Source organism: Yersinia enterocolitica subsp. enterocolitica, from assembly GCF_901472495.1.
Classification (GTDB): Bacteria; Pseudomonadota; Gammaproteobacteria; order Enterobacterales; family Enterobacteriaceae; genus Yersinia; species Yersinia enterocolitica.
In genome coordinates this window covers 1,107,023-1,131,919 of the sequence record NZ_LR590469.1, presented here as the reverse complement: position 1 = coordinate 1,131,919, position 24,897 = coordinate 1,107,023, and the positions used below count along the sequence as shown (strand labels likewise).

Sequence of the window (24,897 nt, the reverse complement as noted above, 5' to 3'; positions counted from 1 at the left end):
AAAGAAATTTTGAGATTGGTTTTATTTTAAATTCTTACTTTATAAGCGTGGTATATAAAAGAAGCCCTACAATCCCATGGTTATATTCTATGGTTTCATGAACAATTATTTGTTTTTGACGGTAAAATTATAGGTAGTCTAATTTATGGGAAATCATATTCACTCTTCTTTGGTCTGTGCTGCGCGATTACTTCGCTTAGCAGGGGTTAATGCGGAGCCAGTAGAAACATTGGGTAAAAATGCTGCTATTGATCTTTCGACCAGGGGAACACTCACCTCATTGCAACAATATTTATCACAGTTATCACGTGCGACATCGACTCGTTTTAAAGTGAAAAAACGGGCATTAAATAAAATAAAACCTGAGCAGTTACCACTGGCATTTCGTGATGCAGAGGGCAGATTTATCTTATTAGCACGATTAAATGATAATGAGGCATTGCTGCAACATGCTGATAGCAATAAGCCACAAATAATTAGCTATCAGTTACTGAGTGAGATGTGGAGTGGGGTGGTATTCTATTGTAGCCATTCACGCTTTGATATCCGGTGGTTTATCCCCGTTTTATTACGCCATCGTAAATCCTTGATCCAAGTGCTGGTGTTATCAATGCTATTACAGTTTCTGGCATTGATATCACCACTTTTCTTTCAGGTTATTATGGATAAGGTCCTGGTGCATAATGCACTAACGACTCTCGACGTGTTAATTATCGTATTATTGGTGGTAGGAGTCTATGAGGTTGTACTGAAGTTTTTGCGTGAATATATTTTTAGTCATACCACAACTCGAGTGGATATTTTATTGGGAGGTAAATTATTTAATCACTTAATCAAATTACCATTAAGTTATTTTAAGCAACGCCATGTCGGGAATATTGTTGCGCGAGTCTGTGAACTGGATAATATTCGTGAGTTTATTACCGGGACAGCACTTACCTTATGTGTTGATGTTGTTTTTACCCTCATCTTATTTATTGTTATGTGGTGTATTTCGCCGCTCCTGACATTAATCATACTGGCCGCACTGCCGCTATATCTGTTATTAGCGGCATTAACCACCCGTCCCTTGCAAAAGAAAGTTGAAGTGTTGTGCAGTTGTGCGGCTCAGAATGGTGCATTTTTAACCGAAACGGTCTCCGGCGTTGAAACCGTTAAAAGCCTGGCCCTGGAACCGCAGATGCAGCAGCGGTGGGAGACGCAAACGCGGGACTACGCTCAAGCTAATTTTCAGGTGCAAAACCTGCAAAACTTCAGCAGCCAGTGTGCTCAGTTACTGCAAAAATTAGCCAGTGCGCTAGTGATTGTTATTGGGGCATATCAAGTCATGTCTGTGCAACTGAGTATCGGGCAGTTAATCGCTTTTAATATGCTGGCGGTGCAAGCATTAATGCCAATGAGTAAGTTGGTTGATTTATGGCAGCAGAGTATACGGGCGAAAGTTGGGCTGATGCTGATATCCGATATTTTAAGTTTGCCGGTCGAGCAAGCCACGGGGGTCGCTCCGTCTAATCGCCAAATTAACGGTGATATCACCCTGGATAATGTGGTTTTCCGTTATCGCCCCGATCTTGATCCTGTATTGCGTCATTTCTCATTATCACTGCGCGCGGGAGAGCATATCGGTCTGGTCGGCCCGTCAGGTTCAGGCAAAAGTACGGTCGCGCGGCTGTTACAGCGCCTTTATATTGCTGAACAGGGGGTTATTAATATTGATGGTTACTCGATAAATCATTTCTCTCCTGAGTATCTACGGCGTCAGGTCGGTGTGGTTATGCAAGAAAACTACCTGTTTAACCGCACTGTTCGTGAAAATATTGCCTATTCTCGGCCAACCGCTTCACTGAGTGATGTCGTTGATGCGGCCGGTCTGGCGGGCGCGCACGATTTTATTCTGGCCCTGCCGCTAGGGTATGACACCGTGCTGTCTGAAGGCGGGGCATCCCTTTCTGGTGGGCAACGTCAGCGTATTGCGATTGCTCGTACTCTACTGGCCAATCCCCGTGTATTGATTTTTGATGAGGCGACCAGTGCTCTGGATGATGAGTCGCAAGCTGAAGTTCAGAAAAATATGTCCCGCATTATTGCCAATCGCACCGTCATTACCATTGCTCACCGCCTTTCGACGGTGCGGCACTGTCATCGTATTGCCGTCATAAAGCAAGGTTGTGTGGCTGAGCTGGCAAATCATGAGCAACTGTTGGTGCAGAACGGTATCTATGCCCAACTTTGGCAACAGCAAGCCGACTTTAGCCATGAGGAATCAAAATGAAGTTGATACAATTTTTGGCGAAATTAGCCATTTTCGACGGTATAAAAAAACGCTGGCAACGCCATCACGCTGCGAAACGAACCCGCGACGAATATGATTTTCTTCCGGCCTATCTGGATATTGTCGAGCGTCCGGTAGCGCCATTGGCACGGCGTACCGCCTGGTTTTTGGCACTGACATTGTTATTGGTATTAGTTTGGTCGATTGCGGGAAGGCTAGATATTCATGCATCAGCCAATGGGAAAGTGATCGTTGCTGAACATTCCAAAATTATTCAGTCACTTGAGCCGGGTGTTGTGGTGGCAATTAATGTTCATGACGGTGACAGGGTGGTTGCCGGTCAGGTGCTGTTAGAACTCAACCCCATTGGGGTCGATGCAGAAGTTAATAATATCAACCAACAATTAATGCATCGTTCGCTGGAGGCCGCGCGAATGTCGGCGCTGCTCACTGATGACCCTCTGGCGAATTTTATCTATCCTGATAATAGTCCTGAGAATTTAGTCATGACAGCTAAGTCCTTGTTGGTGAAAGAATATGATGAAGTTAACGCCGAGTTGGCACGTCAAGACAGCGAGCGAGCCGTTAATCAGGCTTATATTCAGGCCGGAAGTACCAATATTACTCATCACAAGGCTTTGATGAAAAATATTCATCAAAGATTGCAGGCACTACAAACTCTGGTGAAATCCAAGGCAATTGCTGAAGCTGAGGTATTGATACAAGAGCGGGAGTGGCTAAATGCGAGCGCGGAGGGCAATCGTTTAGAAAGTGAACAAGCTGTTCTGCGCGCTAAAATGCGCAATCTGGCGCAAGTCCGATTGCACTATTTAGCCGAGAAGAAACGAAGTTATCAGGAGCAGTTGAATAAGGCTCACGAAGTTATCAACCAACTAAAGCAAGAGTTGGTTAAGTTAATGGAAAAACAGCGGCAACAAACCTTACGTGCCCCCGTCGCCGGTGTGATACAGCAATCCACCGTACATACTCTGGGCGGTGTCGTCACCAGCGCTCAACCGCTTATGGTCTTGGTTCCGGAAAGTCACCAGCTAGAACTGGATGTGATGATCCTCAATAAAGATATCGGTTTTGTACTCCCCGGCCAGGCGGTGGAAGTCAAAATTGACAGTTTCCCCTATACCCGATTCGGCACTCTTTCTGGTGAAGTCAAACATATTTCCCGTGATGCCATGGAAGACCAACAGCAAGGCTTGGTGTTTCCGGCACGCATTCGGCTTGATAGCGACACACTGATCGTAGAGGGAAAACCGGTGCGTTTATCGGCAGGTATGGCTGTGAGTGCAGAGATTAAGACCGGCCGTCGGCGGGTGATTGATTACTTACTCAGTCCATTGCAGCAGTACCAATCCGAAGCCATGAGGGAGCGTTGATAATGATGAATTCAACCACGACTCAGGTTAATCAACCGTTGGCGGCGCTGGCCCGTGCTGCGGCATGTTTTGATTTGGCTGTCGAATCTTCACACTTGGCACACAAGGTCGGATTAGCGCCTCAAGATATCGATAATATTGCGCTATGCCGCTGTGCAAATTGGATTGGTTTGCGAGCCAGAGCAGTGAACTACCCCATTTCGCGTCTGGACAATCTGACGCTGCCACTTATATTCAGTTGTGATACTCAGTGGTACGTGTTATTGGCCCTTAATGAACAAGAGGCGAGCATTTATTGTTATGCCGATAGTCAGCAACAACATATACAAAAACAGATAAGCCGGCAGGAACTCGCCAGCTTGTGGTGTGGCGAGGCCATATTATTGGCAAAAGCTGAGCTGCATGAGCAAAAGAAAGTCCCCTTTGGCTTTAGCTGGTTTATTCCGGTTATCACTAAATACCGCCATCAGTTGCGTAATATCATTTTGGTTTCACTGCTATTGCAGGGCATTTTGCTGGTAACGCCAATGCTATTTGAAACGGTTATCGACAAAGTCCTGGTGAGCCGCGGAATGGGCAGCTTAATGGTGCTGGGAATTGCCATGATTGCGCTGGCGATTGTGGAACCCTGCTATACCTTTTTACGTGGGTGGTTGTTTTCACATTTATCCAGCCGAGTGGGGGCCGAGCTTAACACCGGGCTTTATCGCCATTTAATGGGGTTGCCACTGGGTTACTTCGCTTCACAACAAACCGGACAAACCATCGCTAAAGTGCGAGAAATGGAGCAAATTCGCAGCTTTCTAACCGGTTCTGCTTTAACCATGCTGTTGGATTTGGTTTTTGTCAGCACCTTTATCGCCGTGATGTTTTGCTATAGTCAACCACTGACATGGATAGTCTTGTTCTCTCTCGTTTGTTATCTGCTGTTTTGGTGGGCTGCGGGCGGAATGTTACGCAAGCGGGTGGAGCGCCAATATGAAACCAGTGCCCAGAATACGGCATTTCTCACCGAAGCTATTAGTGGATTGGAAACAATCAAGACATCGGCCACCGAAAACCAGTTTAATCGGAGTTGGCGGCATTCGTTGGCAAATTATGTTCGTGCCTCATTTGCTTGTGCCAGAGCTGCCAATATTGCTGAGCAAGGTATCAGTTTAATTAATAAAGTGACTGCGGCGATTTTATTGTGGGTTGGCGTCACGTTGGTATTGGACGGAGAGCTTAGCCCCGGCCAGTTTATCGCGTTTACGTTATTTTCGGGTTATGTCACTCAGCCTATCTTGCGTTTGGCGCAAATCTGGCAAGATTTTCAGCATACGCAGGTGGCGCTAAAACGCATTGGTACCATTCTGGATTATCCCACTGAACCGGGTAGCGCTGGGTTGTTATCGAGTTCGAATAGCCTTGGGGGGCTGGCTTTTAAACAAGTACGTTTCCGTTATCGACCCGATACCGCCGAAGTGATACAAAACCTTAATTTAGATATTGCTGGTGGTGAGTTTATTGGTATTACCGGCCCATCTGGCTGCGGAAAGTCAACATTAACCAAGCTACTCCAACGATTATATACGCCACAACACGGGCAAATTCTGGTCGATGGGCAGGATTTGGCTATTACGGATGCCACCACATTACGCTGTCAGATGAGTGTGGTGTTGCAGGAAAGCGTACTATTTTCTGGCTCGATACGTGACAACATATGCCAGTGTCGGCCAAATGCTGATGATGCTCATGTTGAGCATATTGCTCGATTAGCAGGCGCACATGACTTTATTGCTGCACTAGCACAGGGTTATCAAACGCCCGTTGGCGAACGCGGCAGTTTGTTATCGGGTGGGCAGCGGCAGCGAGTTGCATTGGCGAGAGCACTGATGGCGGATCCCAAAATACTGATTCTTGATGAAGCAACCAGTGCGCTGGATTATGAGTCTGAGGCGGCGATTATGCGCCAGTTGCCGGAAATCACGCGTAATCGCACGGTAATTTGCATTGCACATCGTTTAAACACCTTGCGTCAATGTCATCGTATTTTGGTGTTAAAAGAGGGGCAAGTATTAGAGCAGGGTAACCATCAAGAGTTGTTGGATCAATCCGGCACTTATGCACGCCTGTGGCAATTACAGACAGAGTAAATATAGGGGGGGGTTAAGCGTCTTCAGACTGCTGACAACCCCCAACGACTCGATCTTGCCAGGTGAGGACAGGCAGAAGAGTAAAGCGTCCGCGCCAGGGGGGGCGCGGCTCGAGCCTACAAGGATGCTTGTTTTAACAAAGAAAGTACGGCGTCTTTACGATCTGCCTGTTTTCACCGACACGGGCACTTTGTCATTAAGCTCAAGGGGCGATTAAACCCCTTTATCGTGATGTACCAATATGCCTGACTCAGCGATTCAGGTGGTAATAGACTTCATTCCAGCGAATTTCATTTTTGAATGCTGGCAATGTGGTGTCGTTATCGATAAGAAGGAACTCAATACCGTGCATTTCAGCATACAAACGCAACTCATCCACACCAATAGCTTGTGAGAACACGGTATGGTGCGCACCACCAGCGATAATCCATGCCTCGGCGGCGGTTGCCAGTGAAGGCTGAGCTTGCCAAATAGCGCGCGCTACCGGTAGTTTTGGTAATGGATGCGGTTGCTCGACGGTATCAACCACATTGACCAACAAGCGGAAGCGATTACCCATATCAATTAAGCTGGCATTCAGTGCCGGGCCTGCCGGAGTCGAGAAGATCAACCGGGCGGGATCGGCTTTACCGCCAATACCTAAATGCTGCACGTCCAACAGTGGTTTTTCTTCTTTGGCGATAGATGGGCACACTTCCAGCATATGAGAACCCACCACCAGATCATTACCTGGCTGGAAGTTATAGGTGTAATCCTCCATAAAGGAGGTGCCGCCTTTTAGGCCGGTACCCATGACTTTCAGAATGCGTAATAATGCGGCGGTTTTCCAATCACCTTCGCCACCAAAACCGTAACCTTGTTGCATCAGGCGTTGAACCGCCAAGCCCGGTAACTGTTTTAATCCATATAGATTTTCAAAGTTAGTGGTGAAAGCCTTAAAACCACCTTGTTCCAGAAAACGCTTCATACCTAATTCAATACGCGCGGCATCCAGTAGGTTTTCGCGTTTATTGCCATGCAGTTGCACGGCATCTGTCAGCCGGTAAGTGGCTTCATATTCTTCAACCAAGGCATCAATCTCACCTTTGCTGACCGCATCCACCACGGTGACTAAATCACCGATACCATAGGCATTAACCGAGTAACCAAACTGGATCTGTGCTGCAACTTTATCCCCTTCGGTCACCGCGACTTCGCGCATATTATCGCCGAAACGGGCAACTTTCAGTTGTTGGCTCTCCTGTTTGGCTGCCGCAACGCGCATCCACTGACCAATCCGCTGATGAGCTTCTTTATCTTGCCAATGACCGGTGATAACACTGTGTTGCTGGCGCATACGTGCGCCGATAAAACCAAACTCACGGCCACCATGAGCAGTTTGGTTCAAGTTCATAAAGTCCATATCCATGGTTTCCCATGGGATCTGTGCATTAAATTGAGTATGGAATTGCAGCAACGGTTTATGCAGAATGCTCAGTCCACCAATCCACATTTTGGCCGGTGAGAAGGTATGCAGCCAGGTCATGACGCCAATACAGGCGGTATCGTAGTTGGCCTCACGACACAACGCGGTAATTTCATCTGGGGTGGTCACCAAAGGTTTAAGCACCAGTTTGACCGGCAAGCCCGCTTCACTATTGAGGCTATTGACGACATGATGGGCATTATCCATAACTTGTTGCAGGGTTTTAGGGCCATACAGGTTTTGACTGCCTATCACAAACCACACTTCTGATTGCTTGAATACGTCCATCTGATACTCCATTTAATCAATTTTTATACAACATAAAGTGATAAATCAGCCGGTTAATCACGCTTCGGTTACCGGTGCGTAGTGTGGCTCAGCGGATAGACACCACTGTTGATAGCGTTGATAAAGCTGTTGATAGCGGGCAACTTGTGCTGCATTGGGGGTCAGGGTGCGTTCAATCTTACACGCCATATGTTGTTGTGCTGTCGGTACATCAGCAAACACACCAGCGGCCACAGCGGCAAAAATCGCCGCGCCCAAGGCGCAACATTGATCGGATGCCACAATCTGGATCGGTCGGTTCATGACATCAGCGCAAACCTGCATGATAACCGGCGATTTGCGTGCAATACCGCCCAATGCCAGCACGTTCTCCACCGGAATGTCTTGCTGTTCGAAGCATTCCATAATTGCGCGGGCACCAAATGCGGTGGCAGCGATAAACCCGCCAAATAGCGTGGGAGCATCCGTTCCCAGATTGAGATCAGTGATAACGCCTTTTAGTCGCTGATTGGCATTCGGGGTGCGGCGGCCATTAAACCAATCCAATACCACTGGCAGATTATCAAGTGAGGGATTTTTAGCCCATTCAGCCGTCAGTGAAGCCAGTAGGGTAGATTCAATCTGTTTTAACTGTGGTTGTAATTCTGGTTGTGTCAGTGCAGCTTGATGCAGTGGCCAGCTCAATAAACGGCTGAACCAGGCATACATGTCACCGAATGCTGACTGGCCCGCTTCCATACCAATCCAGCCGGGAACAACACTGCCTTCTACTTGCCCACAAATCCCAGCGATAGCCCGCTCACCGACGAGCTTTTTATCGGCAATCAAAATATCGCAAGTAGAAGTGCCGATAACTTTAACCAAAGTATAAGGTTGAGCACCGGCACCGACGGCACCCATATGACAATCAAATGCACCACCTGAAATAACCACAGTCGCAGGCAGCCCCAAACGCTCGGCCCATTCAGCGGTAATCAGACCAACCTGGCGTTCAGCGGTATAGGTATCAGTGAACATCGGGTAATCGAGTTGGCTGACTAAACTGTTATCAAGTGCGGCCAGGAATTCACGCGGTGGTAATCCTCCCCATGAGGGGTGCCACAAGCTTTTATGCCCCGCAGCGCACCGACCCCGCTGAATATCTTTAGGGGCAGTGGTGCCTGAAAGTAGCGCCGGAACCCAGTCGCATAGTTCAATCCATGATACCGCCGCATCTCGCACCGCTTTATCGGCGCGCGTGACATGCAGAATTTTCGCCCAAAACCATTCAGAAGAGTAAACCCCACCAATATAACGCGAATAATCCTCAAATTCGCCACTGCGACATAACCGGTTGATTTCTTCAGCTTCTTCTATGGCGGTGTGATCTTTCCATAGCACGAACATCGCATTAGGGTTTTCAGCAAAATCAGGACGTAACGCCAATACCTGACCTTGTTCATCAATCGGTGCGGGGGTGGAACCGGTGGTATCCACGCCGATGCCAATAATGTGTTGGCGTTGTTCTACTGACAGGCGGCTAACGACTTGGCGAATAGCCTGTTGCATGGCTTCGATGTAGTCGAGGGGATGATGACGGAACTGATTTTGCGCAGCGTGGCTGTAGAGGCCTTTCTGCCAGCGAGGGTAGTAAACAACTTCAGTGTCTATCTCAGTGCCATCCTGACAATCCACCGCCAATACCCGAACGGAATCGCTGCCAAAATCCAACCCGAGCGAGATAGCCTCTTTTGTCAAAAAAGGGCGTTCTGCCGATATAACGTCGCCTGTCATGGTGGTTGCTCCTAACTCATTACTGAAAACAAGGATTCATGGGCAATTGCCTATTAATTGCTAACAAAGATAGGAGTGAGTGACAGCAAGAGGTGAGGAGTCAATAGCTGGAAGTATGCACTTTTCTGCTTCCTATAGCGTTTTTGTGATGCTAGTCAAAAGTTAGCAATAGGTTAAATTTGCTGAATACATGGATAAATAAACTGTAATCCCTGGATGTGATAGCGCTCTACATTCTGACACGTAATTAACGTTAAAACTGTTCCTGTCTTAGCGGATATGGTGAGGTTAGGTCGCTTTTAATAAAGGATTAAAGCTTATTAACGTTGAAAAATACGATTGATAACGTTTCCACTGAAAAACGATTGATTGTGGTTGATGTCGATTAAATAAACAAAAAATATCTCTTCCTACAAAAAAAGTCCGGAGAACACTATGCATAAATTAACTAAAGCGCTGGCAGTGGTTGGGTTAGCGGCAGTTATGTCACATTCAGCTATTGCCGAAAGCATGAAACTAGGATTTTTAGTTAAGCAACCTGAAGAACCTTGGTTCCAGACCGAGTGGAAGTTTGCCGATAAAGCGGGCAAAGATTTAGGTTTTGAAGTGATAAAAATTGCCGTGCCCGATGGTGAAAAAACCTTAAATGCTATCGACAGTCTGGCCGCCAGTGGTGCGAAAGGTTTCGTTATCTGTACCCCTGATCCGAAACTAGGGCCAGCCATTGAAGCTAAGGCTCGCAGTTATAACCTGAAAGTGATCGCAGTTGACGATCAATTCGTCAATGCCAAAGGCAAACCCATGGAGAGCGTGCCATTGGTGATGATGGCGGCGACCAAAATTGGTGAGCGCCAAGGGCAGGAACTGTGGAAAGAGATGAATAAACGGGGGTGGCAGCCAGGGGAAACCGCCGTTATGGCGATCACTTCTGATGAGCTGGACACCGCGCGCCGTCGCACTTCTGGCTCAATGGACGCATTGAAAGCTGCGGGCTTCCCGGAAAAACAGATCTACAAAGTTCCCACTAAATCCAATGATATCCCAGGGGCATTCGATGCCGCTAACTCTATGTTAGTACAGCATCCTGAAGTGAAAAACTGGCTGATCGTCGGGATGAACGACAACACCGTATTGGGTGGTGTGCGTGCCACTGAAGGTCAGGGCTTTAAGGCGCCGAATGTGATAGGCATTGGTATCAATGGGGTTGATGCGGTTAGCGAACTGTCCAAAGGTCAGGCGACTGGCTTCTACGGTTCTCTGTTACCAAGCCCGGATATCCACGGTTATAAGAGCATTCAGATGCTGCATGACTGGGTCACCAAAGATGTTGAGCCAGCGAAATTTACTGAAGTGACTGATGTGGTGCTGATCACCCGCGATAACTTCAAAACTGAGTTAGAGAAGAAAGGCTTGATGTAATTCCACTACACGCTATGGCGCACTGGGGTCATTTGATATTTGGCCCCGGTGCAACCCAATCTTTATAAGGAAACCATCATGTCAGCACTCCATTCTGCGTTACAGGCCGAGCTGGAAGCCGAACAGTCACCGTATCTGGCTTTTTGTGGCATCGGAAAAAGTTTCCCCGGTGTGCAAGCGCTGGATGATATCAGTTTTACCTGTCAGGCCGGGCAAATCCATGCCCTGATGGGGGAGAATGGCGCAGGGAAATCGACTCTGCTAAAAATTCTCAGCGGCAATTACACCCCGACTCAGGGTGAGATTCATATTAAAGGCAAAGCCGTTAATTTTACCAATACCACCGAAGCGCTTGATGCGGGAGTGGCAATCATTTATCAGGAACTGCATTTGGTTCCGGAAATGACAGTGGCAGAAAATATCTATTTAGGCCAATTGCCCACCAAGATGGGCATGGTTGATCGTAAATTGCTGCGTTATGAGTCCAGCTTACAACTCGCGCATTTGGGGCTGGATATTGACCCCGATACTCCACTCAAATACCTCTCCATCGGCCAATGGCAGATGGTGGAAATTGCTAAGGCACTGGCGCGTAATGCCAAAATTATTGCGTTTGATGAGCCGACCAGTTCGCTTTCTGCGCGGGAAATCGAGCAACTGTTCCGGGTGATCCGTGAGTTACGTGCTGAAGGGCGCGTCATATTGTATGTCTCTCACCGTATGGAAGAAATCTTTGCGCTGAGTGATGCCATTACCGTGTTCAAAGATGGCCGCTACGTACGCACTTTTGATGATATGGCGCAGGTGAATAATGATTCGCTGGTACAAGCCATGGTCGGGCGCAATCTGGGGGATATTTATGGTTATCTGCCACGTGACATTGGGCCTGAGCGCCTGACATTACAAAACGTCAAAGCCATTGGTGTGAAATCTCCCATTAGCCTAACCGTACATCAAGGTGAGATTGTCGGCTTGTTTGGGCTGGTCGGTGCAGGGCGCAGCGAATTACTTAAAGGGCTATTTGGTGGCACCAAACTGACCAGTGGGCAGGTTTTACTGGATGGCAAGCCGCTCACTATTCGCTCGCCGATTGATGCCATTACCGCCGGAGTTATGCTGTGCCCGGAAGATCGCAAAGCTGACGGTATCATTCCAGTGCATTCGGTGCAGGACAATATCAATATCAGCGCCCGCCGCAAAACACTGACCGCTGGCTGCCTGATTAATAATCGCTGGGAACAACAGAACGCGGCACTACGCATTCAGTCCTTGAATATCAAAACCCCTGGCCCTCAGCAGTTGATTATGAATCTCTCCGGAGGAAATCAGCAGAAAGCCATTTTGGGCCGCTGGTTATCTGAGGATATGAAAGTGATCCTGCTGGATGAACCGACTCGTGGTATTGACGTCGGGGCCAAGCATGAAATCTATAACGTGATTTATGAACTGGCGAAACAAGGCATTGCCGTGCTGTTTGCGTCGAGCGATTTGCCAGAGGTTCTTGGGCTGGCGGACAGAATTGTGGTGATGCGCGAAGGAGCCATCTCCGGTGAGTTAAATCACGATGATGCCACTGAAGAGCAAGCGCTCAGTTTGGCGATGCTACGTACCCCGAATATTGCGACGGATACCGCACCTGCGGTGGCCTGATTGTGAAGGAGATGACTGTGAAGAAGATTGTAATGAATACATCCATGTCCAGCGTGACTTTGAGCTCAGATAAAAAGACCACCCCCACATCACCTCAGTCGCAGCCACCGCAAGAGGCTCCTGCTAATAGGGGGCTGGGGCTATCTCGCATTTGGGATAGCTACGGCATGCTGGTGGTTTTCGCCGTGGTGTTTATTGGCTGTGTCATATTTGTGCCTAATTTTGGCTCCTTTATCAATATGAAAGGCTTGGGGCTGGCTATCTCAATGTCCGGGATGGTGGCGTGCGGTATGCTGTTTTGTTTGGCATCCGGTGATTTTGACTTATCTGTCGCCTCAGTTATTGCTTGTGCGGGGGTCACCACCGCGGTGGTCATCAATATGACTGAAAGCTTATGGCTGGGGGTGGGGGCGGGTTTGTTACTGGGCGCATTGTGTGGTCTGATCAACGGTTTTGTCATTGCCCGGCTGAAGATAAATGCCCTGATAACCACTCTGGCGACCATGCAAATTGTTCGTGGTCTGGCTTATATCATTTCTGATGGTAAAGCAGTGGGTATCGAAGATGAGCGTTTCTTTGCACTTGGCTATACCAATTGGTTAGGGTTGCCCGCGCCGATTTGGATCACTATTGCTTGCCTGGCACTGTTTGGTTTCCTGCTGAATAAAACCACATTTGGCCGCAATACATTGGCGATCGGTGGTAATGAAGATGCCGCTCGTTTGGCTGGGGTTCCGGTGGTACGTACCAAAATCATTATCTTTGTGTTGTCTGGTCTGGTATCCGCCGCTGCGGGGATCATCTTGGCTTCACGTATGACCAGTGGTCAGCCAATGACTTCGATTGGTTATGAGTTGATAGTTATCTCCGCTTGTGTGCTGGGTGGGGTATCTCTCAAAGGCGGCATTGGCAAAATTTCCTATGTAATCGCCGGTATTTTGATTCTTGGCACAGTGGAAAATGCCATGAACCTACTGAATATTTCCCCGTTCTCACAATACGTGGTGCGCGGCTTGATCCTGCTGGCAGCGGTTATCTTCGACCGTTACAAACAGCTGGCTAAACGGACGGTATAAGCGCACCGATGACAGGAAAGTCCATAAAAATCCACCGTGGCTCACAATTCTGTTATCACTATCGGGCAGATTTCAAATCTGCCCGATAAACTGATGATTAGGAAATGACACCAAGGAGACTCAATGTACCATCGAATGGTTCAGGAACCGCAACCCAATCCCTTGCTGCCAGGCTACACTTTTAATGCTTATCTGGTGGCTGGATTAACCCCGATTCTGGCCGATGGACCACTCGATTTCTTTATCGACCGGCCCGGCGGCATGAAAGGTTATATCTTGAATCTGACCATTAAGGGTCAGGGCAAGATTTTTGATGGTGAAAACACCTTTTACAGTAACCCTGGTGATTTGCTGCTCTTTCCGCCTAAAGCGGCACATTATTATGGTCGCTCACCTAACAGTGATTGTTGGTATCATCGCTGGGTCTATTTCCGTCCTCGGGCCTATTGGGCAGATTGGTTGGAGTGGCACAGTAAAACCCATGAAGTAGGGCGTTTATCATTACCTAACAATAACTTACTGCTAGAATTCGATCGCCTGTTTGCCAATATAGAACAGACACAAAAATCCGGACGGCGGTTTGGTGAAGAGTTAGGAATGAACTTGCTAGAGCGGCTGTTGTTGCGTTCAATGGAAGAAGATCCTCTCAGCCCACAACGTATTATGGACCCGCGGGTGATTGAAGCATGCCAATTTATCACCGGCAATTTGGCGGGTGAGTTGCGCATCGATGAAGTTGCCCGCCATGTCTGTTTATCGCCGTCACGGTTGGCGCACCTGTTTCGCGAGCAAGTGGGGATTAATATCTTGCGCTGGCGTGAAGATCAGCGGGTGATCCGCGCTAAATTATTACTGCAAACCACGCAAGAACCGATCGCGACCATTGGCCGGGTGGTGGGGTATGACGACCAACTTTATTTTTCCCGAGTATTCCGCAAGCGCGTAGGGGTTAGCCCCAGTGATTTCAGGCGTCGCAGCATTGAAACCAATTATCCACAACGCAGCTTGCGCCACCCCGAATGGCGCGAGAATGCCGAGGGCATCGTACGGGTTTAATGCCACTTGTCTCGTGAAGCAAAAAATTACCTCTTGTCGCGGCAATCATCATAGTGTCAAATCGATTGTATCGAGTGATAGCGGGCAAGAGGAAATATGTGATGGCTGAAAAAATAAAAGTGGGTTTGCTGGGTTATGGCTACGCCAGTAAAACATTCCATGCTCCCCTGATTATGGGGACGCCGGGGCTGGAACTGGCAGGGGTTTCCAGTAGTGATGCCAGTAAAGTTCATGCAGATTGGCCGTCAATGACTGTCGTTTCTGACCCGCAAGCCTTATTTGATGACCCGGCAATTCAACTCATCGTTATTCCAACACCCAATGATACCCATTTCCCTTTGGCCCAGCGGGCACTGGCAGCCGGTAAACATGTGGTGGTCGATAAACCGTTTACCGTGACACTGTCACAAGCGCGAGATCTGAAGCAACAGGCGGACGAAGCTGGGTTGTTATTATCCGTATTCCACAATCGCCGCTGGGACAGTGATTTCCTGACATTAAAAACACTACTGGCGGAAGGTTCGCTGGGGAAAATCGTCTATTTTGAATCTCACTTTGACCGTTATCGCCCTGAAATCCGTCAGCGCTGGCGCGAGCAAGGCGGTGCTGGCAGCGGTATTTGGTACGATCTGGGGCCACATTTACTGGATCAAGCGCTGCAACTATTTGGTTTGCCAGACAGCTTAAATGTGGATTTGGCAATGCTACGTCCAGGGGCGCAGTCGGTTGACTACTTCCATGCCATTCTCAGCTATCCAGATCAACGTGTGGTCTTGCATGGCACCGTTTTGGCCGCGGCAGAAACTGCGCGTTATATCGTCCACGGCATGCAAGGCAGCTACATTAAATTTGGGTTAGACCCACAGGAAGACCGACTGAAAGCAGGTGAGCGTTTACCGCAGGCTGACTGGGGCTATGACATGCGCGATGGTGTCGTGACACTGTCACATGACGGCGTATTGGCCGAAAAGCCATTGCTGACCTTACCGGGTAATTATCCTGCCTACTATGCTGGCATTCGCGATGCCATTTTGGGTACGGCAGCCAATCCAGTGCCAGCATCTGAAGCGATTACGGTGATGGAGTTGATTGAGTTGGGCATTGCCTCTGATCAACAGAAAAAAACGCTGCCAGTTGTCACTGCAAATTGAGTTAGACCTCTGCGGTTTTTTGAAACTATACCCAAAGCTATTGGAGTTGCGGGTAGGCAGCAAGCGAACAAATCCCGATGAGCATACATCAGTAAGTGATTCGGGTGAGTAAGCGTAGCTAACACCCCCGCAGCTTCCAGAGCGAAGGGTATATTGAAGGAATACTTTTGCATGTCTTGGTTACAACGCTTACGAATAGATAAGTTCTTATTAGTACTGATACTGGTCGTTATTATTGCCTCGATCTTCCCTTGTGAGGGTGAGGTTAAAGTATGGTTTGAACACCTGACGACAGCAGCTATCGCATTACTGTTCTTTATGCACGGTGCCAAACTGTCCCGCGCCGCTATAGTCTCCGGCATGGGGCATTGGAAACTGCATTTAGTGGTATTCCTCAGTACGTTTGCTCTGTTCCCGCTATTGGGATTGGGTATGAATGTGTTAGTTCCTGGGGTGTTAACGCCAACTCTGTATCTGGGCTTCCTGTATCTGTGTGCATTGCCAGCGACGGTGCAATCCGCTATCGCCTATACCTCGGTAGCCGGAGGCAATGTTGCTGCTGCCATATGTAGCGCCTCGGCATCCAGTATTCTCGGTGTATTCTTATCACCGATTCTGGTCGGGATGTTGATGCATACCCAGGGGGGCGATACTGATACTTTGCATGCTATCGGTTCTATCGTCATGCAATTGATGGTGCCGTTTATTGTCGGTCACTTATCACGTCCGCTAATAGCCAAATGGGTTGAGCGTCATAAGAAACTGGTCAATATTACTGACCGGTCATCGATTCTGTTGGTGGTTTATGTTGCCTTCAGTGAGGCGGTCGTGCAGGGGATTTGGCATCAAATCGACGGCTGGTCGTTGCTGGCAATATTGGTTTGTTCAATGGTCTTGCTGACAGTGGTGTTGGTCGTCAATACGTTGGCTGCCCGTTGGTTGGGCTTCAATACCGCCGATGAGATTACCATTGTGTTCTGCGGCTCGAAGAAAAGCCTGGCTAATGGAATTCCGATGGCTAACGTGTTGTTTCCTGCCTCGGTAGTGGGGGTTATGGTATTGCCGCTGATGATATTCCATCAGGTTCAATTGATGGTTTGTGCCGTATTGGCGCAGCGATACGCCAAACGGGTCGCCAGAGAGAATGCGGAAATGCTCACTGCGAAAACACACGAGACATTGTAACTGACCCACTCCAGTTATCGCAGGGGTGACCGCACCCAGGGGCGCTCCGGTGGCTCACGCCACTACGACCCCAACGGCACGTTTCCCCTTTATTTGGCTTGGTTAGTGACTCGAAGCGCGTACGCGCTGTTTTGATATCCGGCTGTTTAGTTGCGAATTTTGTCACGCAACACTTGTTTCTCTTGCTCACTGATAAAGGCCATTGTCAGGCCATTTTCTTGCGCCTGACGAATTTCTTGTGGTGTCAGGCCAGCTGCTGGTGCTGCAATATGATACTCATTAGCAATCTCAATTCCTTGAACCGCAGGGTCATCAGTATTGATTGATGCTAATACACCATGGCGCAAGAAGGTGGCTAAGGGGTGAGTAGCCAGTGATGCCACGGTGCTGGTTTGAATATTGGATGTCAGACAGGATTCAATACCAATATTATGCTCAGCCAAATAATCCATCAGTTTGATATCTTCTACAGCTTTAACACCGTGACCGATACGTTCTGCCCCTAACTCGCGAATAGCCTGCCAGATGCTCTCAGGGCCAGCGGCTTCACCGGCATGGACGGTAATCCGCCAACCGGCATCACGTGCGCGGTTAAAGTGACTGCGGAATAGCCCACCAGGGAAACCCAGTTCATCACCCGCCAAATCCAGCGCAGTAATCGCATCACGATGTGCCAGCAAACCATCCAATTCTTGCAGACAGGCTTGCTCACCAAAAGTGCGGCTAAGAATACCGATGAGACGAATATCAATATCAAAATCACGACAACCAGATTGAATACCATCGATGACGGCTTCTACTACACCGGCGACGGGTAACTGATGTTTCATCGCCATATAGAATGGAGAGAAACGCAGCTCGGCATAATGTAAGCCCGCATTCGCGGCATCTTCCACATTCTCATAAGCCACGCGGCGGCAGGCCTCCAAAGAGCCTAAAACCGCGACGCCCCAATCCAACTTCTGCAGGAAGCTAACTAAATCAGGTTCAGTTTTAGTGATTTGAACATGCGGGCGCAGAGCCTCTAACTCATCAGCAGGCAGCGACAAATTGAACTGACGGCCCAGATCCAAAATAGTTTGCGCACGAATATTGCCGTCAAGGTGGCGATGAATGTCAGTCAAGGGAAGGCGGGGATCGATCATGTGTGCACTCACTGGGTTATTATGGATTAAGTGCAGAACATTATAAAAACAAATCAGTGAAAATATCCACCGTGTTACATAAAAAAGTGATGACAGTCTCATTTTGGCACCTTTTTATCCTTCAAAAGGTGCCTGTAAATTGCATTACTGTGGAGAGAGAGCCGATTTCAACATCTGCATTTATCCGACGCAAACTTGCTATTCTCGTTGTAAAAACCGGATACCATTAATGAGTTTACCCATGCCGGCTTCAATTTTACTGCGCGAACAACCGACATTAAGGCGTAGGAAGCCGCGGCCTTCTTCACCATAAGTGAAGCCCGGCATAATGGCGACTTTCTGTTGCTCGATCAGCACGTTCTGCAATTGATTATCGTCAATATTCAGTGGCCGCAAATCTATCCATGCCAAATAGGTTGCCTGCGGCGGTTGCCAGTTTAATGTGGGAAATGCTTCATTCAACCGCTGAGCCACATAAGCCAGGTTGGCTTGCAGATAATTGCGTAATTCGTCCAACCAGGGTTCCGCCTGACGGTAGGCCGCGATATGCGCCACGATAGCTAAAACAGCCGGGGAAGAGAGACCATCACGCCCCTTTAACATCTGGCTATAGGTTTCACGAGTTTCAGTATCACTGATAAAACCGTAAGCCCCGGTGAGGGCCGGAATATTAAATGTCTTGGAACCCGAGGTTAGTAAGGCCCAAGGTGTTTGACCGACCTGACTCCACGGCGTGTGCACTTGATTATCCCACGTCATATCCATATGAATTTCATCACTGATGACCTTGACCTGATGGCGCTCACATAACTCGGCCATGTGGGTGAGTTCTGCTGCTGTCCAGACCTTGCCCGTGGGATTATGCGGGCTGCACAGTAACAATACTTTGGTTTGCGGGCGCGCCAGTAATGCTTCCAGATGTGCCATATCGCACTGCCACTGGTTATCGACTTTATGCAGCGGGCAACTGAGTAATTGGCGCTGATTGCCGAGGATCACTTTGTAAAAAGCATCATAAGCCGGGGTGTGGGTGACGACGAAATCACCGGGTGCCGACCAGCAGCGAATCAGTTGGGCTACCATATAGATGACCGACGGGCCATAGACCGCCATTGATGTATCAATATGACAATGAAAACGTTGCTGATACCAGTGGCGGATCGCGCCGAGAAAATCTTCATGTTGCCAGCGACTGTACCCCAGCACACCGTGCTCGATGCGCTGATTGAGTGCTTGTAAAATAACCGGCGCGGTGGGGAAATCCATATCCGAGATAGTGAAGGGCAGCAAATCCGCAGCACCAAAGCGGTCAGCAATATAGTCCCACTGGGTACACCAGGTGCCGTGACGATCGACGGGGGTGGAGAAATCAAACATCAGCATCTCGCTTATCAAGTATCCCCTTCGCCCTTGAAACCGCAGGGTTGTTAGCTGCGCGCACTCACCCGAATCACTTACTTATAGCTCATCGGGATGAGTTTGCTGGCTGCCTACCTGCGACTCCAATGGCTTCGGGTATAGTTTCTATGTAACTCATATCCAGGCAACGATGGTTAGCGAATTACCGTCTTATGACATGGCAAATTGACCATTTCCTATCAGTGAGTCTAATTCATCTTTCACTGATTGCACTTGCGGGCCGATAACAACTTGAAGATTGTGGTCATTGAGTTGAATGACACCAATGGCACGATTGGCTTTCAATGCTTCTTTATCCACTAAATTCATATCTTTGACCGACATGCGTAAGCGCGTAATACAGTTATCCAATGAGACGATATTATCGGCACCACCCAGAGCAGCCAAGATAGCAGGGGAGTTATAGCCAGACTTGCCGCTAACAGCGCCACTGGCTGCTTTTTCTGCATTGCTACTGGCGGTGGTTTCATTCTCACGACCCGGTGTTTTGATATTGAAGTGCTGAATAGCAAAACGGAAAATACAGTAGTAAGCCACAAACCAGATCCCGGCAACGACAGGCACCCAGTACCATTTAGTCGCGGTGCCATGCAGAATGCCAAATACCACGAAATCAATGATATTACCGTCAGTATTACCGATGGTCACCCCTAATAGCGCCATAACAGTAAAGCCCAGCCCGGTCAGGATGGCATGGATCAAATACAGGAACGGGGCAACAAACAGGAACAGGAATTCAATGGGTTCTGTGGTGCCGCCGATAACACAAGCAACGACACCTGAAATCAACAACCCTTTAATTTTATGGCGATTTTCTGGCTTAGCACAATGATACATTGCCAGTGCCGCACCTGGCAGGCCGCCGAGGAACGCGGGCATTTTACCTTGCGACAGGAAGCGAGTGGCACTTTCAGAGAAACCGGAGGTGGTAGGGCAAGATAATTGCGCCTGGAAAATAGTTAAAGCACCGCTAACACTATGACCGCACACATCCATAGTGCCGCCAGCTTCAGTGAAGCGGATCAATGCCACTAAGATATGATGCAGGCCGAATGGCAGTAATAAGCGCTCACCGCTGCCGAAAATCATCGGCCCGAACATGCCAGCACCGTTAATCAAACGGCCTAAGCCATTGATACCCGCCGCAAACCAAGGCCAGATCAGCGGGATCAACAAACCGACCAATCCGAGTACCACGGTGGTGACAATCGGCACGAAACGGGTGCCACCAAAGAAGGCTAATGCATCAGGTAAGCGAATGGTATTGAAGCGTTCATGCAGTAAATAAACAATGATCCCTACAATCACCGCGCCTAAAATACCGGTATCGATGGACTGGATGCCCAATATATTCTGAATGTTATGTGTTTTCAGAACCAGTGGGTCAGTTGTCGGTAATACGCCGCTGGTGGTTAGGTAAAAATTGGTTGCCAGATTCAGTACGGCAAAACCAACGAAACCGGAGAATGCGGCCACCCCTTTGTTTTCACGCGCCATACCCAGTGGGATCGCGATGGCGAACATGACTGGCAAGAAGCTAAAGGCAAATGAGCCAACCTTACTCATCCAGGTAAACAATAGCTGGAAGGCCGGGTGACCAATAAAAGGTAATAAGGTGATGACATCTTTACTGCTAAGCGAACTACCGATACCCAGCATGATCCCGCAGAAGGAGAGCAAGGCGACCGGTAGCATGAAGGTTTTCCCTAAACTCTGGAAAAACTCCCACAGCGTAATTTTTTGTTTTTTTGCCGCTGACATAGTGACTCCTGTACTGATACACCTGATGTTAAAAAATTGATGGATAATGGCGACTATTTCGCCTCCCTGTCTGGAGGTAAAATAAGATAAAACGTTTAACCCAGATAATATGAGTGATATGTCACAATTACTGATCCTATTTCTGTATACCCTTCACATTTGAAGCCGCAGGGTTGTTAGCTGCGCGCTCTCACCCGAATCACTTACTTGTTAAGCTCATTGGGATGAGTTTGCTGACTGCCTGGCTGCAACTCCAAATTTTTGGGTATACTGGGTCATCATGGATTAAACGTTTAACTTGGCTTACTTTTTGGCATGACAATTAAAAAAACGACAATCACTGATGTCGCTAAATTTGCTGGCGTCTCTGTGGCGACAGTTTCGTTAGCGATCAGTGGCAAAGGGCGTATCTCTCCGGCGACAGCCGAGCGGGTTAATCAGGCAATAGAACAATTAGGCTATGTACGTAACCGTCAGGCGGCACAATTACGCGGCGGGGAGTCAGGTGTCATTGGCTTGATTGTACGTGATATTGGCGATCCTTTTTATGCGGAAATGACCGCCGGCTTAAGTGAAGCCATTGAGGCTGAAGGTAAATTGTTGTTCTTGACGCAAAGTGGCCGCGAAGGCAAAGGATTATTGCGTTGTTTCGACACGCTTATCGATCAAGGTGTCGATGGCTTGGTGCTGGGCGGTGGAGCCAAGCGGGAAATGGGGCTACGAGAAAAGGCTGCTGAACATGATATTCCACTGATTTGCGCTGCCCGATCCCATGTGCTGGACGGCGTTGATGTGGTGCGTCCTGATAATATGCAAGCCGCTAAAATGGCGACCGAGTTTCTGATTGGTCGTGGTCATCGGCAAATTGCCTATCTTGGCGGACATTCGCACTCGCTGACGCGGGCTGAACGGCTCGGGGGCTTTTGTGCCACTCTAGTGCAGTATGGGCTACCGTTTCGTTCGGAGTGGGTGGTCGAATGTGATGGTCAGCAACAGGCGGCGGCAGATGCAGCGGAAGAGCTGTTACGGCGTCACCCTAATGTCAGCGCGATTGTATGTCATCAGGCATCCATCGCATTGGGAGCCTATTTTGGTATTTTACGGACTGGCAGGACGATTGGCAGTGCGGGGGTAGATACTTATCTCGATCAGCAAGTAGCATTAATTGGTTTTGGTGATGTGCCAGCAGCAGAACTTACTGAGCCACCATTGACCTTTATCACCAGTTCTGCCCGGGAAATTGGCTACAGTGCCGGGCAGCGGCTGCTTCAGCGTATTTCTGGGGTAGATTTACAACTGCAAAGCGTCATATTACCGCCGGTGTTGATCCGCCGAGGGTCGGCCTGATTAGGTGTGTTCAATCTCGCTGGCTGCTCGCGCTAATGCCTCAATATCACCGGCAACGATCAGGTGTAGATTGCGACTGATCGCGTCTATTGGCCAATCCCACCAGGCAATGGTTTGTAGCTTACCGATAACCTCGGCGGAGAAGCGATTTTTAATCAGTGTTGCGGGATTACCGCCGACCACACTATAAGCGGGCACATCGCGCGTGACCACTGAGCGTGATGAAATAATTGCCCCATTGCCAATGGTGACACCTGGCATAATCAACACATCATAGCCAATCCACACATCATTTCCGACATGAGTATCACCTTTATAAGGCAGCTCATCCCTGGACGGGGCGACTCTTTCCCAGCCGTTACCAAAAATATTGAATGGGTAAGTCGATAACCCAGACATTTTATGGTTGGCACCATTCATAATGAACTTCACCCCATGAGCTAATGCACAGAATTTGCCGATAATCAGCTTATCGCCAATAAAGGGGTAGTGATAAAGCACGTTACGTTCAAAGTTTTCAGAATCTTGTGGATCGTCGTAGTAGGTATAATCACCGATAATAATGTTCGGATTCTGTGTGGTATTTTTGATAAAGCATACTTGATTAAACCCCGCCATCGGGTGTTTACACTGGGGATCTGGCCCTAATATTGGCTTATCTTTCATAATCTAGACCTCTTTGGATAAAAAAACGGAGCCATCAGGCCCCGTTTCTTATGGTTTTAATATTTCATATCTATGGTGCTGGTGCTGGTGCTGGTGCTGGTGCTGGTGCTGGTGCGACGGGCGCATCTTCAGATTCAGTACCGGTATCTTCTTCAGCAGGTGCACCACCGAACATGCCAAACAGGCCAACGAATTCTTGCAGTGACATTTTCTGACCATTCAAATCGACCTGGTTATCAGCAAAGTGGAAGCTGCTGCTAATAACATCATCTTTAGTGGTGGTCAGTTTAAACATCTGGCCCATGGCCGCAATACCCTGAACTTGCTGCTGCGCCAGTTTTTGTGCTTCTTCTGGGTTATAGCCTTGCAGGCGAGCGGCCTGGGTTGTCAGCTCAGTGGCCATAGCCATTGGGATGGTCAATGTTGCGTCGACTTTTTTCACTGATTGCGCCAGCATTGGCTCACTACCGGTTTTGGCTTGTGCCGGGTCAGTCAGCGCGATATTCAGAGTGAAGGTACTTTCACCTTTGGCATTTTTCCAGCTTAGTGGTGCCATGCTGATGGTTGGGTTACCTTTCAGCAAGGCCGGAAGGTTAGCAATCAGTATCTCGGTCATTTGCTCTTGATAAGCAACGGGATCGAGGTTTTCACCCGCCTGAACGGCCTGCAATACTTGCTGATTATAGGCATTGGTAAACTGCTTCAAGCTTTGACCGTCAAGTTTGTCGAAGGCAAAGGCTAATTTACCAGAGCCGAAGTCATTATCCTGAATTTTTAATGCGTCCAGGGTGTAAGTCAGCTTGCCGTTCAAGTCCTTATCGGTTTCGCCCAATTGTGTGTTCAGGTTAAAGCCCATTAATGTCGCGGTGTCTTTACCATCAATACTGAGGCCAATTTGTTTGATTCCCAGTAGTTGGGAGCCAATGCTGAGATCAAACTTGCCGATATTGGTATCACTTTTAATCACCAAACCTTGCAGACTAAATTGCTCAACTTGATCCCACTGATTTTTGCTGGCGAAAATCAGGCTATCACTTGAACCACTCATTTTCACATCACGCAGATCGCGGGAGACATCAGCATCAATTTTTGCACCAGAGAATTTCATGCTGGTGGTGTTCTGCTGATAATCAATAGGAATAAATGTAATGGCAGAAGAGGTATCGCCGCTGTATGAAATGCGCGAATCCGCAGTAAACGGTGATTGGCCTTTAGTGACTTCAAACAGTTTTTTCAATGCTGGGGTATTCGCAAGTTCGGTATGTACCGACGCCATGCTTGGGATCAGATTGAATTTTTTTAGCTGCGCCAATGGGAAAGGGCCGTGATCGATAGTTTCGATGAATGCGACTTCATCACCATCTTGCAAGGCTTTTTCACCCGCAACGCTGCTATCTGCTTGCAACACATAGCGCACCTGGCTACTGAACAGGCCACGTTGGTAATCTTTATAAGCGAACTTTACACCGGCTTTCGGCAGCAAGGTTCTGATCTGGTCATTGGCGTTATTAACCAATTCGCCCATACGTTGTTCAATCAATTTGCCGGTATACCATGAGGCCCCAGTCCATGCTGCGCCAAGTACGACTATGACGCTGACAGCCACTAACGATTTTTTCATTGTTCTGTTCATCCTTTTCTAATACACCAAATTCACTGTTGAACGCGGTAATGAGTTGCTAGTTAAATAACACCAAA

Annotated in this window: 17 protein-coding genes; 10 read left to right on the top strand and 7 right to left on the bottom strand. The window is 48.4% G+C overall.

Annotated features, from left to right (window positions below):
- The first annotated feature begins 145 nt into the window (after positions 1–145).
- From FGL26_RS05240 to FGL26_RS05230, 3 genes are read left to right on the top strand one after another with little or no spacing between them, the layout of a single operon-like run.
- Complete coding sequence (locus FGL26_RS05240) at positions 146–2,272, top strand: peptidase domain-containing ABC transporter (RefSeq protein WP_138060220.1); 2,127 nt, start codon at positions 146–148, stop codon at positions 2,270–2,272.
- On the top strand, positions 2,269–3,663 hold the full coding sequence (locus tag FGL26_RS05235; protein WP_005169874.1) for an HlyD family type I secretion periplasmic adaptor subunit: 1,395 nt from the start codon (positions 2,269–2,271) through the stop codon (positions 3,661–3,663). Before FGL26_RS05240 ends, FGL26_RS05235 begins: the two co-directional genes overlap by 4 nt.
- Positions 3,664–3,665: 2 nt before the next feature.
- On the top strand, positions 3,666–5,798 hold the full coding sequence (locus tag FGL26_RS05230; protein WP_005169873.1) for a type I secretion system permease/ATPase: 2,133 nt from the start codon (positions 3,666–3,668) through the stop codon (positions 5,796–5,798).
- Between the two features lie 250 nt (positions 5,799–6,048).
- Here the strand turns inward: FGL26_RS05230 and araA are convergent, their stop codons facing one another.
- Together araA and FGL26_RS05220 are read right to left on the bottom strand one after the other, a co-directional pair.
- Positions 6,049–7,551 carry an L-arabinose isomerase gene (gene araA / locus FGL26_RS05225; protein WP_005169870.1) on the bottom strand — a complete coding sequence of 501 codons (1,503 nt, stop codon included), beginning with the start codon at positions 7,549–7,551 and terminating at the stop codon, positions 6,049–6,051.
- Between the two features lie 57 nt (positions 7,552–7,608).
- Positions 7,609–9,324 (bottom strand): ribulokinase, encoded by a 1,716-nt coding sequence (locus tag FGL26_RS05220; protein ID WP_005169869.1) that lies wholly within the window; start codon positions 9,322–9,324, stop codon positions 7,609–7,611.
- 435 nt (positions 9,325–9,759) lie between these two features.
- Here FGL26_RS05220 and FGL26_RS05215 point away from each other — a divergent pair, with 435 nt between their 5' ends.
- From FGL26_RS05215 to FGL26_RS05190, 6 genes are all read left to right on the top strand, one after another.
- Complete coding sequence (locus FGL26_RS05215; RefSeq protein ID WP_005169868.1) at positions 9,760–10,743, top strand: arabinose ABC transporter substrate-binding protein; 984 nt, start codon at positions 9,760–9,762, stop codon at positions 10,741–10,743.
- Between the two features lie 78 nt (positions 10,744–10,821).
- Positions 10,822–12,393 carry an L-arabinose ABC transporter ATP-binding protein AraG gene (gene araG / locus FGL26_RS05210; RefSeq protein ID WP_005169867.1) on the top strand — a complete coding sequence of 524 codons (1,572 nt, stop codon included), beginning with the start codon at positions 10,822–10,824 and terminating at the stop codon, positions 12,391–12,393.
- A 44-nt stretch (positions 12,394–12,437) separates the two neighbouring features.
- On the top strand, positions 12,438–13,469 hold the full coding sequence (araH, locus tag FGL26_RS05205) for an L-arabinose ABC transporter permease AraH (RefSeq protein ID WP_005169866.1): 1,032 nt from the start codon (positions 12,438–12,440) through the stop codon (positions 13,467–13,469).
- Positions 13,470–13,592: 123 nt separating this feature from the next.
- Positions 13,593–14,525: an arabinose operon transcriptional regulator AraC gene (gene araC, locus FGL26_RS05200; protein ID WP_005164778.1), complete on the top strand. Its 933-nt coding sequence runs from the start codon at positions 13,593–13,595 to the stop codon at positions 14,523–14,525.
- Between the two features lie 101 nt (positions 14,526–14,626).
- Complete coding sequence (locus FGL26_RS05195; protein WP_032912727.1) at positions 14,627–15,676, top strand: oxidoreductase; 1,050 nt, start codon at positions 14,627–14,629, stop codon at positions 15,674–15,676.
- Between the two features lie 171 nt (positions 15,677–15,847).
- The gene (locus FGL26_RS05190) at positions 15,848–16,861 is read left to right on the top strand and encodes a bile acid:sodium symporter family protein (RefSeq protein WP_005169841.1); all 1,014 of its coding nucleotides are present in this window, start codon (positions 15,848–15,850) and stop codon (positions 16,859–16,861) included.
- 146 nt (positions 16,862–17,007) lie between these two features.
- Here FGL26_RS05190 and add read toward each other — a convergent pair whose 3' ends face one another.
- The 3 genes from add to malX all read right to left on the bottom strand — a co-directional run bounded on the left by add (position 17,008) and on the right by malX (position 21,186).
- Positions 17,008–18,006, bottom strand: a complete 999-nt coding sequence (gene add, locus FGL26_RS05185; RefSeq protein WP_005169840.1) for an adenosine deaminase — start codon at positions 18,004–18,006, stop codon at positions 17,008–17,010.
- A 198-nt stretch (positions 18,007–18,204) separates the two neighbouring features.
- Positions 18,205–19,383, bottom strand: coding sequence for a MalY/PatB family protein (locus FGL26_RS05180; RefSeq protein WP_005169839.1), 1,179 nt, complete (start codon positions 19,381–19,383; stop codon positions 18,205–18,207).
- A 192-nt stretch (positions 19,384–19,575) separates the two neighbouring features.
- A complete protein-coding gene (malX, locus tag FGL26_RS05175) occupies positions 19,576–21,186 on the bottom strand; it encodes a maltose/glucose-specific PTS transporter subunit IIBC (protein WP_005169836.1) in 1,611 nt (536 codons plus the stop codon).
- A gap of 315 nt (positions 21,187–21,501) precedes the next feature.
- On the opposite strand from malX, the gene malI reads away from it, so the two are divergent.
- Positions 21,502–22,533, top strand: a complete 1,032-nt coding sequence (gene malI / locus FGL26_RS05170) for a Mal regulon transcriptional regulator MalI (protein ID WP_005169835.1) — start codon at positions 21,502–21,504, stop codon at positions 22,531–22,533.
- Here malI and vat(F) read toward each other — a convergent pair whose 3' ends face one another.
- Together vat(F) and FGL26_RS05160 are read right to left on the bottom strand one after the other, a co-directional pair.
- Entirely contained in the window at positions 22,534–23,199 is a 666-nt protein-coding gene (gene vat(F) / locus FGL26_RS05165) for a streptogramin A O-acetyltransferase Vat(F) (RefSeq protein WP_005169832.1), read from the bottom strand.
- A 70-nt stretch (positions 23,200–23,269) separates the two neighbouring features.
- Positions 23,270–24,820, bottom strand: coding sequence for a YdgA family protein (locus FGL26_RS05160; protein WP_032912726.1), 1,551 nt, complete (start codon positions 24,818–24,820; stop codon positions 23,270–23,272).
- Between the last annotated feature and the right edge of the window lie 77 nt (positions 24,821–24,897).